Here is a 14,789-nt window from a genome sequence, read left to right as displayed (position 1 = left end):
ACTGTATGTCCACTTTCGCGCAAATGATTGAAAACATCACCCCGGAAATCTACGAAAGCCTGAAACTGGCCGTGGAAATCGGCAAATGGTCGGATGGCCGCAAGCTCACCGCCGAGCAGAAAGAGCTGTCGCTGCAGGCCGTGATCGCCTGGGAGATGAAAAACCTGCCAGAAGACCAGCGCACCGGTTACATGGGCCCCCAGGAATGCGCGTCGAAGTCTGCACCGATCGCCAACATTCTGTTCAAGTCGGACTCGGTACATTGATCGAACTCGCTCGTGGCTCGTTGAGCAAAATGGCGGTAAGCCTGCAGGCGCCGGTGGTGCAGTACAGCTTCCGCCTGGGTGACACGCAGGTGCCGGTCAACCCGCTGATCGGCCAGCGCCTGCGCCTGGAATACCTTGGCGCCATTCACTGCAGCCATTGCGGCAAGCGCACCAAGACCAGCTTCAGCCAAGGTTACTGCTACCCGTGCATGACCCGGCTGGCCCAGTGCGATGTGTGCATCATGGCCCCGGAAAAATGCCATTACGAGGCCGGCACCTGCCGTGAACCGGCCTGGGGCGAACAGTTCTGCATGACCGACCACGTGGTCTACCTGGCCAACTCGTCAGGGATCAAGGTCGGCATCACCCGCGCCAGCCAACTGCCCACCCGGTGGCTCGACCAAGGGGCCAGCCAGGCCCTGCCGATCATGCGCGTGGCTACCCGCCAGCAGTCTGGCCTGGTCGAAGACGTGCTGCGCAGCCAGGTGCCCGACCGCACCAATTGGCGTGCACTGCTCAAGGGCGATGCCGAGGTGCTCGACCTGGCGGCCATTCGTGAGCAGGTATTCGACGCGTGCGCCGAGCGCCTGGGCGAGCTGCAGGGGCGTTTCGGGCTGCAGGCGATCCAGCCGCTGCCGGACGCCGAAGTGGTGCAGATCAACTACCCGGTCCAGGCCTACCCGCAAAAGATCGTCAGCTTCAACCTGGACAAGGACCCGGTCGCCGAAGGCACGCTGCTGGGCATCAAGGGCCAGTACCTGATCTTCGACACCGGTGTGATCAATATTCGCAAGTACACGGCCTACCAGTTGGCCGTGCTCCAGTAAAAAGGACCTGCACATGCGCACCGAACAACCGCAAGTGATCTACCTGAAGGATTACCAGGCGCCCGAGTACCTGATCGACGAGACGCACCTGACCTTCGAGCTGTTCGAGGACCACACCCTGGTTCACGCGCAGCTGGTGATGCGTCGCAACCCGGCACGCGGTGCCGGCTTGCCGCCGCTGGTGCTCGATGGCCAGCAGCTGGAGCTGCTGCGTGCCGCGCTGGATGACCGGGAATTGCAGGCCGCCGACTACCAGCTGGACGGTGACAGCCTGACCGTGCAGCCGCAAGCCGAGCACTTCACCCTCGACACCAGCGTGAAGATCCACCCGGAAAGCAACACTGCGCTCGAAGGTTTGTACAAATCCGGCAAGATGTTCTGCACCCAGTGCGAGGCCGAGGGGTTCCGCAAGATCACCTACTACCTCGACCGCCCGGACGTGATGAGCAGTTTCACCACCACGGTGATCGCCGAGCAGCATCGCTACCCGGTGCTGCTGTCCAACGGTAACCCCACCGGCAGCGGGCCGGCCGAGGACGGCCGCCACTGGGCCACCTGGGAAGACCCGTTCAAGAAGCCAGCCTACCTGTTCGCCTTGGTGGCCGGTGACCTGTGGTGCGTCGAAGACACCTTCACGCGCCAGTCGGGCCGTGATGTGCTGCTGCGCATCTATGTCGAGCCCGAGAACCTGGACAAGTGCGACCACGCCATGGTCAGCCTGAAGAAGTCGATGCGTTGGGACGAGGAAGTCTACGGCCGTGAATACGACCTGGACATCTTCATGATCGTTGCCGTCAACGACTTCAACATGGGCGCCATGGAAAACAAGGGCCTGAACATCTTCAACTCCAGCTGTGTGCTGGCCCGCGCCGAAACGGCCACCGATGCCGCGCATCAGCGTGTCGAAGGTGTGGTCGCCCACGAGTATTTCCACAACTGGTCGGGCAACCGCGTCACGTGCCGCGACTGGTTCCAGCTGTCGCTGAAGGAAGGGTTCACGGTGTTCCGCGATGCCGAGTTCAGTGCCGACATGAACTCGCGCACGGTCAAACGCATCGAGGACGTGGCCTACCTGCGTACTCACCAGTTTGCCGAAGATGCCGGCCCCATGGCCCACCCCGTGCGCCCGGACAGCTTCATCGAGATTTCCAACTTCTACACCCTGACAGTGTACGAGAAGGGCGCCGAAGTGGTGCGCATGGTCCGCACCTTGCTGGGTGCCGATGGTTTCCGCAAAGGCAGCGACCTGTATTTCGAGCGCCACGATGGCCAGGCGGTGACCACCGACGACTTCATCAAGGCCATGGAAGACGCCAACGGCGTGGACTTTACCCAGTTCAAGCGCTGGTACAGCCAGGCAGGCACCCCGCGCCTGGAAGTCAGCGAAGCGTACGACGCCGCCGCCCAGACCTACAGCCTGACGTTCCGCCAAAGCTGCCCGCCCACCCCGGACAAGGCCGAGAAGCTGCCGTTCGTGATCCCGGTGGAGTTGGGCCTGCTGGATGCTGCCGGCAACGACCTGCCGCTGCAACTGGCAGGTGAAGGCGCCGCCACGGCGGCCGAACCAGCCACCAGTCGGGTGCTGTCGGTGACCGAGGCCGAGCAGACCTTCACCTTCCAGGGTATCCAGGCCAAGCCGCTGCCGTCGCTGCTGCGTGGCTTCAGCGCCCCGGTCAAGCTCAGTTTCCCGTACGACCGCGACCAGTTGATGTTCCTGATGCAACATGACAGCGATGGTTTCAACCGCTGGGAAGCGGGCCAGCAGCTGGCGGTCCAGGTGTTGCAGGAACTGATCGGCCAGCACCAGCGTGGCGAAGCCCTGAAACTGGACCAGCGCCTGATCACGGCCTTGGGCACGGTACTGGGCAACCCGTCGCTGGACCCGGCCATGGTTGCCGAAATGCTCTCGCTGCCGGGTGAGGCCTACCTCACCGAAATCAGCCAGGTGGCCGACGTGGACGCCATCCATGCCGCCCGCGAGTTCGCCCGCCAGCAGATCGCCGAGCAACTGTTCGACGCGTTGTGGGCGCGCTACCAGGCCCACCGCGAAGCCTCGCGCAGCACTGCCTATGTGGCCTCGGCCGAGCACTTCGCCCGCCGCAGCTTGCAGAACATCGCCCTGTCGTACCTGATGCTGAGCGGCAAGCCGCACGTGCTGGAAGCGACCCTGGAGCAGTTCGAGCACTGCGACAACATGACCGAGCGCCTGACCGCGCTGGCGGTGCTGGTCAACTCGCCGTTCCAGGCCGAGCGGGCGAAAGCGCTGGAGGCGTTCGCCGAGCACTTCAAGGACAACCCGCTGGTGATGGACCAGTGGTTCAGCGTGCAGGCGGCCAGCACCTTGCCGGGCGGGCTGGCGCGGGTCAAGGCGTTGATGCAGCACCCGGCGTTCACCCTGAAGAACCCCAACAAGGTGCGTGCGCTGATCGGTGCGTTTGCCGGGCAGAACCTGGTCAACTTCCATGCCGCCGATGGTTCTGGCTACCGTTTCCTGGCTGACCTTGTGATCGAACTGAATGCGCTGAACCCGCAGATCGCTTCGCGTCAGCTGGCGCCGCTGACACGCTGGCGCAAGTATGACGAGGCGCGCCAGGCGCTGATGAAGGGCGAGCTGGAGCGGATTCTGGCTTCGGGTGAGCTGTCCAGTGATGTTTATGAAGTGGTGAGCAAGAGCCTGGCTTGATGATTCTGTAGCCTGGGCTGGCCTCTTCGCGGGTGAACCCGCTCCTACAGGAACTGCACTGCTTTCATGGGCGGTGCGGTGCCTGTAGGAGCGGGTTCACCCGCGAAGCTTTTCAGGCCGACAACAAAACATAACACCCCGCCCGTTGTAATCCCGCGAACATCCCCGCTACGATCCCTTCAAGCTGTTGCAGGCCTCTAGATCAGGCTTTTCGCAGTGCCTGCAATGCATTGACCCGCCGAATAAAAACACCAAGGGGACAGTCATGAGGGAACACAACAGGCGCCGCGCCTGGCCATTGGCAGCGGCATTGGCGCTGGCACTGGGCGCGTGGGCCGGCAGCGTGCAAGCCGCCAGTGCCGACCAGTACTCCACCGAATCGGCCAAGGCCAGCCAGAGCCTGTTGATCGGCGCCACCCACGCCGGCAAGCGCCTGGTGGTGGTCGGTGATCGCGGCCATATCCTGTTCTCCGACGACCAGGGCAACACCTGGACCCAGGCCCGGGTACCTACCCGGCAGTTGCTCACCGCCGTGTTCTTCATCGACGACAAGCGCGGCTGGGCCGTCGGCCATGACGCCCAGGTGCTCACCAGCAGCGACGGCGGCGCCACCTGGACCAAGCAGTTCGAAGACCTTGCCCGTGAAGCGCCGTTGCTGGATGTCACCTTCCTGGATGCCCGGCATGGCTTTGCCGTGGGCGCCTACGGGGCCTTCCTGGAAACCACTGACGGCGGCCAGCACTGGCAGGACGTGGCCGAGCGCCTGGACAACCCCGACCAGTTGCACCTCAACGGCATCACCCAGGTGCGCGATGCCGGCCTGTTCATCGTTGGCGAGCAGGGCGGCATGTTCCGCTCTGCAGATAACGGCCAGACCTGGGCCAAGGTGCAAGGCCCCTACGAGGGCTCGCTGTTTGGCGTGATCGGCACCCGTTCACCCCGCACCCTGCTGGCCTATGGCTTGCGCGGCAACCTGTTCCGTTCAGCCGACTTCGGTGACAGCTGGCAGCAGGTCGAATTGAAGGCCGCGCGCGGCAGCCTGGAATTCGGCCTGGCTGGCGCTGCGCTGCTGGCTGATGGCGCCCTGGTGCTGGTCGGCAACGGCGGCAGCGTGCTGCGCAGTACCGACGATGGCCAGACCTTCAGCGTGTACAACCGTGGCGACCGCATCGCCCTGGCCGGCGTCAGTGGTCTGGCCGATGGCGGCCTGCTGCTGGTGGGCCAGGGCGGTGTGCACCTGGCAACCGCGCAAGGTGCCGATCGCATTGCCGAGGAGCCGCGCCAATGACCAGCCGGGAGAGCATCACCATGCATCCGCATCACCAGGACAAGCCTACGCTGCTCGAACGGCTGATCTTCAACAACCGCCCCGTGGTCATCGCCCTGTGCGTGCTGATCAGTATTTTCCTGTTCTGGCAGGCGACGCAGATTCGCCCCTCCACCAGTTTCGAGAAGATGATCCCGCTGCAGCACCCGTTCATCGAGCAGATGATGGAGCACCGCAACGACCTGGCCAACCTCGGCAACACCGTGCGCATCTCGGTGGAGGCGGTCAAGGGTGACATTTTCGACAAGGATTACATGGAGACCCTGCGCCAGATCCATGACGAGGTGTTTTACCTGCCTGGCGTCGACCGTGCCGGGCTGAAGTCGCTGTGGAGCCCCAGCGTGCGCTGGAGCGAGGTCACGGAAGAGGGCTTTTCCGGTGGCGAGGTGATCCCCAACACCTACAACGGCTCCCAGGACAGCCTCGATACCCTGCGCGACAATGTGCTCAAGTCCGGCCAGGTCGGGCGGCTGGTCGGCAACAACTTCAAGTCCAGTATCATCGATGTGCCACTGCTGGAAAGCTACCCTGACCCGCAGGACCCCAGCCGGCTGCTGAAACTGGATTACCAGCAGTTCTCGCACCTGCTGGAAGAGAAGGTGCGTGACAAGTTCCAGGCGCAGAACCCCAATGTGAAAGTGCACATTGTCGGCTTTGCCAAGAAGGTCGGTGACCTGATCGACGGCCTGGTGATGGTGGCGATGTTCTTCGGCGTCGCCCTGGTGATCACCTGGGTGCTGTTGTACTGGTTCACCTGGTGTATCCGCAGCACCATCGCCGTGCTCATCACCACCCTGGTGGCGGTGGTCTGGCAACTGGGGCTGATGCACGCGGTGGGTTTCGGCCTGGACCCGTACTCGATGCTGGTGCCGTTCCTGATCTTCGCCATTGGCATTTCCCACGGGGTGCAGAAAATCAACGGCATCGCCTTGCAGTCGAGTGACGCCGACAACGCGCTCACCGCTGCACGGCGAACGTTCCGGCAGTTGTTCCTGCCGGGCATGATCGCCATCCTGGCCGATGCGGTGGGCTTCATCACCCTGCTGATCATCGACATCGGGGTGATTCGCGAGCTGGCCATCGGCGCGTCCATCGGGGTGGCGGTGATCGTGTTCACCAACCTGATCCTGCTGCCGGTCGCCATCTCCTATGTCGGTATCAGCAAGAAGGCCATCGAACGCAGCAAGAAGGACGCCACCCGCGAACACCCGTTCTGGCGCCTGCTGTCGAACTTTGCCAGCGCCAGGGTGGCGCCGGTGTCGGTGGCGCTGGCGCTGCTCGCCTTCGGCGGGGGGCTGTGGTATAGCCAGAACCTGAAAATCGGCGACCTCGACCAGGGCGCGCCGGAGCTGCGCCCCGACTCGCGCTACAACCAGGACAACAACTTCGTCATCAGCAACTACTCGACCAGTTCCGATGTGCTGGTGATCATGGTCAAGACGCCGGCCGAGCAGTGTTCCATCCACTCGACCATGACCCCGATCGACGAGCTGATGTGGACCATGGAAAACACCCCGGGGGTCCAGTCGGCGATCTCCCTCGTCACCGTGTCCAAGCAGGTGATCAAGGGCATGAACGAGGGCAGCCTGAAATGGGAAACCCTGTCGCGCAACCCCGACATCCTCAACAACTCCATCGCCCGTGCCGATGGGCTGTACAACGGTGACTGCTCGCTGGCGCCGGTACTGGTGTTCCTCAACGACCACAAGGCCGAAACCCTGGAGCGGGTCACGGCGGTAGCCCAGGCGTTTGCCGACAGCCACAACAAGGAGGGCCTGCAGTTCCTGCTGGCAGCAGGCAATGCCGGGATCGAGGCCGCGACCAACGAGGTGATCAAGTCGGCCGAACTGACCATCCTGATCCTGGTGTACATCTGTGTGGCAGTGATGTGCCTGATCACCTTCCGCTCGTTGGCCGCTACCCTGTGCATCGTTCTGCCGCTGGTGTTGACCTCGGTGCTGGGTAACGCGCTGATGGCCTACATGGGCATCGGTGTGAAGGTGGCCACCTTGCCGGTGGTGGCGCTGGGCGTGGGCATTGGCGTTGACTACGGCATCTACATCTACAGCCGCCTGGAAAGTTTCCTGCGCGCCGGGTTGCCGTTGCAGGAGGCGTACTACCAGACCCTGCGCTCGACCGGCAAGGCAGTGCTGTTCACCGGGCTGTGCCTGGCCATTGGTGTGTGCACCTGGATCTTCTCGGCGATCAAGTTCCAGGCCGACATGGGCCTGATGCTGACCTTCATGTTGCTCTGGAACATGTTCGGGGCGTTGTGGCTGCTGCCGGCCCTGGCGCGGTTCCTGATCAAGCCGGAAAAGATGGTGGGCAAGCAAGGAGGGTCGATTTTCGCCCATTGAAGGCAGGGGGCCGCGTTGCGGCCCAATCGCCGGCAAGCCAGCTCCCACAGGGATGTCACAGGGTATACTGGCAGCACTTCCCTGACAGGTAACCCAATGTCCTCCCTCAACCACGCCCTGCAGTCCTGCGACATGCTCCTGATCGACGGCCTGCACGCCTTCGACTTCACCGCCGATACCACTGGCCTGCGCGTCGAGTGCATGGACGGCCGCCAACTGCGCCGCTGGTCGTTTACCCCCGAGCAGGTCGCCGCGGCGACCGCCATGGGTGACGAGTGGCAACTGGACGATGCCAACGGCGCGCATCGGCTAGTCTGCATGAGTGCCTTTCGCGCCCCGGATGAAGACCAAGATGAACCGCACCTGGACGACCCTGCTGACCGCTAGCCTGATGAGCCTGACTATCCCGACCCACGCCGCGACCCTGCTGGTGGGCAGCTATACCGATGGTGCCAGCCAGGGTATCTACCGCTACCAGTTCGACGAACAACGGGGCCACATCGACCCTACCCCGCAGCAAGTGGTGAAAAGTGTCAGCCCGTCGTGGCTGGTGCTGTCGGCCGACCGCCGCCTGCTGTTCGCTGTCAATGAAACCCCGGGCGGCAATGCCAGCAGTTTCAGTGTCAGTGCAAAGGGCGACATCAAGCCGCTCAACCAGGTGGCCAGCCAAGGCGACGAGCCAACCCATGCCAGCCTCAGCCATGACCAGCGCTACCTGTTCGTGGCCAACTACGCGGTCAACCCTGACCCCGGCGGCAGCCTGGCAGTGATGCCGGTAGCCAGGGACGGTCAGCTCAAGCCGGTCGTGCAGCAACTGCGACACCGGCCCAGTGGCGTCAACCGCGAGCGCCAGGCGGGGGGGCATGTGCATTCACTGGTGCTGTCACCCAATGGGCAGTATCTGTACGCCTGCGACCTCGGTGCCGACAAGGTATTCATCTACCGCTACGACGGCGCCAGCCCGGACCAGCCGCTGAGCCCTGCCACGCCGGCGTCGGTGGCGTTGCCGCCAGGCAGCGGACCACGCCACCTGCTGTTCGATGCCACGGGGCAGCATGCCTACCTCACGTTGGAAATGAGCGGTGAAGTGGTGATGTTCGATGTCAAGGGTGCGGGCCTGACCGAGGGTCAGCGCCTGGCACTCACCGAAGCCTCGACGTCGACGGCCAAGGCGGCGGGCGGGTTGCACCTGTCGGCGGACGGGCGCTTCCTGTACGTGAGCAATCGCGGTACAGCGAATGAAATCGTGGTGTTTGCGGTTGGCGAGGGCGATGGCAAGCTGACGTTTGTGCAGCGCCGCTCCGTGGAGGGCGACCACCCCCGCGAGTTTGCCTTGGACCCCGACAACCGCTTCCTGCTGGTGGCCAACCAGAAGAGCAACCAGATCGTGGTCATGCGCCGTGACACTACCACTGGCAAGCTGGGCGAGACGGTGCAGACCCTGGCCCAGGACGCACCCTCGGACTTGAAGTTCATCGACTGATATCAAACACCACGCCTTGTAGGAGCGGCCTTGTGTCGCGAAAGGGCCGCAGCGCGGCCCCGGCAATGTCGGCGGTAACGCAAGAACCCGGGGCCGCTGCGCGACCCTTTCGCGACACAAGGCCGCTCCTACAGGGAGCCGCGTGAAGCTACCTGGCCATGATCGAGCGGAACAGGTCTGATGCCAGCCACCCCTCCAGCCAGCTCCGCAGCCGCGGATAAGCGGCCTCTGCGAACCACTGCGGTTCCACCCCGGCAAACTGGCGCATCAGGGGCAGCAAGGCGGCGTCGGCGATGCTCGGCTGGTCAGCCAACAGGTACGGCCGGCTCTCCAGCAACCCTTCGAGCTCCGCCAGCCAGGCCTCGGCCTGCTGGCGGTAGTAGGCGCGAGGGTGCTGCGGGTAGCGCTCGGCATACTTGTACAGGTTCACCTGCGCCTTGAACGTGCTGTCATTACGCGCGATCAGGGCATGCGCCTGCTGCGCCGCAATGGGGTCGGCGTGCAGTTGCCAATCCTGCGGGTCGTTCTGCGCCAGCGCCCAGCGCATGATATCCAGGCTCTCTTCCAGCACCTGGCTGCCGGTATCCAGCACCGGCACCGTGCCCTTGGGGGACAAGGCCAGCAGTTCTGCCGGCTTGTTCTTCAGCGCCACTTCGCACACCTCGACCTCACAGCCGGCATAGCGCAGGGCCAGGCGCGCGCGCATGGCCCACGGGCAGCGACGGAACGAGTACAGGATCACCCGCACACCTGCACTTCGCTCAGGCCATTGCCTTGGCGGCGCACCTGAATCTGCACCGGGATGCGCTCGTGCATTTCCTGCACGTGGGAAATCACTGCCACCTTGCGCCCCTGGGCCTGCAAGCCGTCAAGGGCATCCATGGCCAGCTGCAGCGACTCGGGGTCCAGGCTGCCGAAACCTTCGTCGATGAACAGCGATTCGATGCGCAGGGTGCTGGAAGCCATCGAAGCCAGGCCAAGGGCCAACGCCAGCGACACCAGGAAGGTTTCGCCGCCGGACAGAGAGTGCACCGAGCGCAGCTCGTCGCCCATTTCGGTGTCCAGGACCAACAGGCCCAGGGCACTGCCGCCTCGCTTGAGGCGGTAGCGGCGGGCCAGTTGGCGCAGTTGGCTGTTGGCATGGTGCAACAGCAGGTCGAGGTTGTAACCCTGGGCGATCTTGCGGAACACATCGCCCGAGGCCGAGCCGATCAGGGCATTCAGGCGGGCCCAGCGCTGCCACTGCTGGCGGGCTTGCTCGATCTCGGCTGCCAGTGCCTGATGGGCCTGCTGGCGGCGCTGGTCATCGGCCTGCTGCGCCCGCAGTTCGGCGCATTGCTGCTCGTGGCTGGCCATGCGCTCGCGCAGTTCCAGCAGGGCTTGCTCGAGGGCTTCGGCCGTGGTGTCCACTGTCATGTCGGCCACATGCTGTTGCAGGCGCTGTTCGCGTTCCTGCAGCAACACGCGGCTTTGTTCGATGGTTTTTTCCGCGCCTTGCAAGCGCTGGCGCAATGCTGTGACCTGCGCATCCTCCATGGCCAGCAGGCGGTCCAGCCCGGCGTCATCCAGCTCCGGGTGCTGGCTGCGCCACTGCGCGATCTGGCCCTGCAACTGCTGGCATTCGGCAACCAGCGCCTGTTGCTGCTGGCCGTCGGCCTTCAGCTCGCTGGCCAGTTGCACGGCTTGCGTGCGCAGCTCCTGCAGGCGCTGGGCGGTGTCTGCGTCCAGGGCGCGGGCTTGGTCCAGCGCGGCGTCCATGTGCTGTTGCCAGGCTTCGGCAGTGGCGTGTTCACCGAGCAGTTCGCCGAGGGCGGCCTGGGCCTGCTGGCGCTGCTCGTCCAGGGCGGCAAGTTGCTGCTGCAACTGCTGCAGGCCTTGCACGCGGGCCTGGTGCTGGTCGCGCAGCTTGTCGAGTTGCGTCTGCCGGGCCTGCTGTTCTTCCAGTTCGTCCTTGCGCTGTTCCAGTTGCTGCAAGCGCTGGGCGATCTGCTGGTCCAGGGCCAGGAAGGCATTGGCCGGGTCTTCGTCGAGTGCCTTCAGGGCCTGTTCGGGCAGCACACCGGCCAAGTCGTGCAAGCCTTGCTGCAACTGCTGCTCGTCGTTGGCCAGGGCCTGGTGCTGTTGTTCGAGGTGGCGCTGGGCCTGCTGTTGAGCGTCTTGGGCGGCCTGCAGTTGCTGGTTGAGGCGGGCAGCATCGCGTTGCAGCGTGAGCAGCGCGCTCTGGCGTTTCTCGTCCTGCGCAATTTCCGCCTCCAGGCGCTGCAGCTGGCTGGCCAGCCAGGTGCTACGGGCCTTGTCATCCTGCGGGGCCAGGGCCGGCCACAGGCTGTGCGCCTGAACTTGCGCCACCAGCGGTTGCAACTGATCGCCCAGTTGCTGCTGTTGTTGCTGGAAGTCCTTGAGCTGGGCGTTGACCACGCCCAGCTGGGTGCGCAGCTCGACCAGCTTGGCGTTGAGGGTGTCGACCTGTTGCTGCGCGGCAGCTTCTTCAGCCTGGTCATGGCGGCCCAGGCTGTGCAGCAGTGCGTCAGGCTGGTGGAACGGGTGTTCGGCACTGCCGCAGACTGGGCAAGGTTCGCCATCGCGCAATTGGTCGCGCAGTGCCTCCACGCTGGTGGTGCGCGCCAGGCGTTGCCGCTCCAGCAACTGGCGGGTGAGGTTGAGCGCCTGTTCGGCCGCCTCCAGCTCGGCCTTCGCCGCGGTGCCCTCGCTGATCAACTGCTGGCGTTGCTGCATGGCCTGTTGCTGGCGTTCACGAACGCTGTCCAGTTGCTGGCGCAGTTCCAGTTCGCGGCCGTGCAGGCGCGACATCTCTTCAACGGCGCGCTGCTGCTTGCGGTTGTCCTGCAGCATGCCACCGAGCAGGTCGATCTGCTCGGCCAGGGCCTGGGGTTCGGCCTTGGCTTCGCGGAACAGCAGCTCGTAGGCATCGCGCTCGGCCTGCAGCTGCACATTGGCCTGGCTGGCCTGGGCCTGCAGGCCGGGCAGCTCTTCGCGGCCCTTGGCCAGGCGGCCGCCAATCAGCATCACCTGTTTGAGTTGCGGCAGGTAGGCGTGCCACGCACTGGCCAGGCCTGCTAGGTGCTCGCTGTCGGCAAGGGCACTGTCGATCTGCGCCAATTGCTGCAGGCTGCGCTGCTGGTTGGCCTCCAGCTGTTGCAACTGCTGCTGGCCATCGGCGACGTGTTGTTCAGCCTGTTGGCTGCTGCTGCGTTGCGCGGCCAGCGCTTCGTCCAGGCGCGCCAGGTTGTCCTGGGCGGCGAAGGCCTGGCGCAGGCGTGGGGCATTCTCGCCGTGTTGCGCCTGGCTGTCGGCGAGCGCCTGGCGTGCGGCGTTCAGTGCTTGCTCCAGGGTATTTGCGCGTGCCTGGAGTTCGTCCTGCTGCTGTTGCTGCTGCGCAATTCTTGCCGCCAGTGGGGCCAGTTGTGCGTTCAGCGCCTGCTGGCGGTGGAACTGGTGGCGCTGAGGTGCCAGGCGCTCCAGGCGCAGCAGGTCCAGGCGCGGTTCGGCCAACTGCTGCCAGTCCTGCTCGGCGGCCTGCAGCGCGCGGGCCGCCTCGGCGTGCTGGGCTTGTAGCCGGTTTTGCTCGTGCAGCCAGTTGCGTTGCTGTTCCAGCTGGCGCTCACCGGCCTGGTCAGCCTTCAGGTGCTGCTGCGCCTGCTCCAGTTGCTGGTCGAGCTGGGCGCGGGCTTCGGCGTCCATCGGCAGCAGGTGGCTGGCGCGCGCGAGCAAGTCGTTGTGCACCTCACCGGCCTCGCGGGCCTTGCTGAACGCGCGCTGGCCCAGGCGGGTGTAGATGGCGGTGTTGGTCAGTTTTTCCAGCAGTTCGCTGCGCTCTCTGTCGTCGGCCTTGAGAAACGCGCCAAACTCGCTCTGGGCCAGCATCACCGCGCGGGTGAACTGCTCGAAGTTCAGGCCCAGGCGGGCTTCGACCAACTGTTTGTATTCGTTCTTGCCGCTGGCCAGGACCTGCTCGCTGTCCAGGTCGTAAAAGCTCTGGCGGCTGTGCTGCAACTTGCCGTTGGCCTTGTCGCGGGCGCGGTTGGCTTCCCAGCGGGCACGGTAGCGGCGGCCGTCGACGCCGACGAAATCGACTTCGGCAAAGCCGCTGCCGGTACCACGGCGCAGCAGGTTGCGCGGGTCGGATGTGGGGATGTCGCCGTCGGCATCCGGCACCTTGGCTTCCCGACCGATGTCATTGAGCCGCGGAACGGTGCCGAACAGGGCCAGGCACAGGGCGTCGAGCAGGGTACTCTTGCCGGCGCCGGTGGGCCCGGTAATGGCGAACAGGCCGGCGCTGGCCAGGGGCTCGGCAGTGAAGTCGATGTCGACGGGGCCGGCCAGCGATGCCAGGTTCTTCAGGCGGATGGCAAGAATCTTCATGGCTGCTCCTCTTCCTGCTGCACGTCCTGCAACAGCAGGGCAAAGTCGGCCAGCGCCTGCTCGTCGACAGCGCTGCCGTAGGCTTGCTCCCAGGCCCGGCTGAACAGGTCTTGCGGGGTCATCTGGGCCAGTTCGACAAAGGCCAGGTCATCATCTTCGCTACTGTTGCGCCCAGCATACTCGGCACTGATGCGCACCAACCGCACTGCCTTGCCCGCCAGCGCGGTCTCGATCTGCTGGCGCAGGTCCGGTTGCGGCTCGTCGAGAATGACCCGCACCTCCAGCCAGGGTTGGCGATTGGGGTCTTCCAGCAGGTCGATTACCGGCAGGTCTGCCAGTAGCTGTAACAGCTCACCCAGCGGTGCCGGGCCGATGCGTTGCAGGGCCACGGCGCGCGGTACCGGGCGCGGCTCGACGCTGACCAGGCCGCTGCCGTCCAGTTCCACCTCCAGCACCTGGTGCGGGTAGTTGATTTCGGCGAACGACAGTGGGATCGGTGAGCCGCTGTAGCGGATGCGTTCTTCGCGGTTGACCTTCTGTGGCTTGTGCAGGTGGCCGAGGGCGACATAGCTGATGGCCTTGTCGAACAGCTTGGCCGGCAGCGCCTCGGCGTTGCCGATGATCAGGCTGCGCTCGGAGTCTTCCGACACTGCGCCCCCGGCCATGTGCGCATGGCTGATGGCAATCAGCGCCTGGTCTTTCTTGCGTTTTTGCAGTGCTGCGGCGATCAGTTGCTGGTGCACCTGGGTGATGCCTTGCAGGTAGTCGTCGCCCAGGTGGGGGCCGGTGACTTCGGCCGGCCGCAGGAACGGCAGCGCCAGGCACCAGGCTGCGACCTTGCCGCGGCCATTGGTCAGCGGGATCAGCAGCCGCTCGGCATCCAGTTGGCCCTCGTCCAGCCAGTGCACACGGCCCAGGGCGTGGGTGCGCAGGCGGCGCATGAGTGCGGCAGGCAGCTCGATGCGCGAGCCGGAATCGTGGTTGCCGGCGATCATCACGATGTCCAGCTTGGGCTGTTGTTCATGCGCCTGGACGATGAAGTCGTAGAGGCGCTCCTGAGCTTTGACCGGGGGGTTGACCGTGTCGAAGATATCGCCGGCGATGAGCAGCGCATCCGGCTGGCGCAGGCGAAGCTGGCCGAGCAGCCAGTCGAGGAAGCAGGCGTGTTCGAAATCGCGTTCCTGGCCGTGCAGGCTTTGGCCCAGGTGCCAGTCGGAGGTATGAAACAGACGCATGGATGACCTGTGGTGTCGAGTCGAGCAAGCCAGAGGGCTTGGCTTTGGGGATGGGCGTTGCGCGAGGGCGGTATGGTAACCCAAGCAGGGGGGTGGGGGGCAGGGCGGGGAATGGGGGGAGGGCTGGCACCGGCTGCGCCGGTGTTCGCGGGCGCGCCCGCTCCTACAGGCACCGCGCAAAGCTCAGGCATACGTTGTACCTGCGGGAGCGGGCATGCCCGCGAAGAG

At 64.8% G+C, this 14,789-nt stretch carries 10 protein-coding genes; 7 read left to right on the top strand and 3 right to left on the bottom strand.

All coding sequences use genetic code 11. The features are described from left to right. Window positions 1-5: 5 nt before the first annotated feature. The 7 genes from K4A76_RS16450 (at window position 6) to K4A76_RS16420 (ending at window position 8,943) form a co-directional block, all read left to right on the top strand. A complete protein-coding gene (locus K4A76_RS16450) occupies window positions 6-266 on the top strand; it encodes a YeaC family protein (RefSeq protein ID WP_003260154.1) in 261 nt (86 codons plus the stop codon). Beyond that, window positions 263-1,093: a DUF2797 domain-containing protein gene (locus K4A76_RS16445; protein WP_009683746.1), complete on the top strand. Its 831-nt coding sequence runs from the start codon at window positions 263-265 to the stop codon at window positions 1,091-1,093. The genes K4A76_RS16450 and K4A76_RS16445 overlap by 4 nt, the downstream gene beginning before the upstream one ends. A 13-nt stretch (window positions 1,094-1,106) precedes the next feature. Continuing rightward, window positions 1,107-3,776, top strand: a complete 2,670-nt coding sequence (gene pepN, locus K4A76_RS16440) for an aminopeptidase N (RefSeq protein ID WP_110679557.1) — start codon at window positions 1,107-1,109, stop codon at window positions 3,774-3,776. Window positions 3,777-4,041: 265 nt separating this feature from the next. Then, window positions 4,042-5,064 (top strand): WD40/YVTN/BNR-like repeat-containing protein, encoded by a 1,023-nt coding sequence (locus K4A76_RS16435; protein WP_274410718.1) that lies wholly within the window; start codon window positions 4,042-4,044, stop codon window positions 5,062-5,064. Between the two features lie 20 nt (window positions 5,065-5,084). Further along, window positions 5,085-7,460 (top strand): efflux RND transporter permease subunit, encoded by a 2,376-nt coding sequence (locus K4A76_RS16430; RefSeq protein WP_033690558.1) that lies wholly within the window; start codon window positions 5,085-5,087, stop codon window positions 7,458-7,460. A gap of 96 nt (window positions 7,461-7,556) precedes the next feature. Further along, on the top strand, window positions 7,557-7,847 hold the full coding sequence (locus K4A76_RS16425) for a DUF5629 family protein (RefSeq protein WP_274410717.1): 291 nt from the start codon (window positions 7,557-7,559) through the stop codon (window positions 7,845-7,847). After that, entirely contained in the window at window positions 7,813-8,943 is a 1,131-nt protein-coding gene (locus K4A76_RS16420; RefSeq protein WP_274410716.1) for a lactonase family protein, read from the top strand. Before K4A76_RS16425 ends, K4A76_RS16420 begins: the two co-directional genes overlap by 35 nt. A 148-nt stretch (window positions 8,944-9,091) precedes the next feature. On the opposite strand, the gene K4A76_RS16415 is transcribed toward K4A76_RS16420, so the two are convergent. The 3 genes from K4A76_RS16415 to K4A76_RS16405 are packed head-to-tail and all read right to left on the bottom strand — an operon-like array spanning window position 9,092 to window position 14,561. Then, the gene (locus K4A76_RS16415; protein WP_274410715.1) at window positions 9,092-9,685 is read right to left on the bottom strand and encodes a glutathione S-transferase; all 594 of its coding nucleotides are present in this window, start codon (window positions 9,683-9,685) and stop codon (window positions 9,092-9,094) included. Continuing rightward, the gene (locus K4A76_RS16410) at window positions 9,682-13,326 is read right to left on the bottom strand and encodes an AAA family ATPase (RefSeq protein WP_274410714.1); all 3,645 of its coding nucleotides are present in this window, start codon (window positions 13,324-13,326) and stop codon (window positions 9,682-9,684) included. The genes K4A76_RS16415 and K4A76_RS16410 overlap by 4 nt, the downstream gene beginning before the upstream one ends. Next, the gene (locus K4A76_RS16405; RefSeq protein ID WP_274410713.1) at window positions 13,323-14,561 is read right to left on the bottom strand and encodes an exonuclease SbcCD subunit D C-terminal domain-containing protein; all 1,239 of its coding nucleotides are present in this window, start codon (window positions 14,559-14,561) and stop codon (window positions 13,323-13,325) included. The genes K4A76_RS16410 and K4A76_RS16405 overlap by 4 nt, the downstream gene beginning before the upstream one ends. Window positions 14,562-14,789: the final 228 nt, after the last annotated feature.

Source organism: Pseudomonas sp. NEEL19 (assembly GCF_028751975.1).
Taxonomy (GTDB): Bacteria; Pseudomonadota; Gammaproteobacteria; order Pseudomonadales; family Pseudomonadaceae; genus Aquipseudomonas; species Aquipseudomonas juntendi.
The sequence above is the reverse complement of the archived record's forward strand: the minus strand, read 5'-3'. Positions and strand labels throughout refer to the sequence as shown.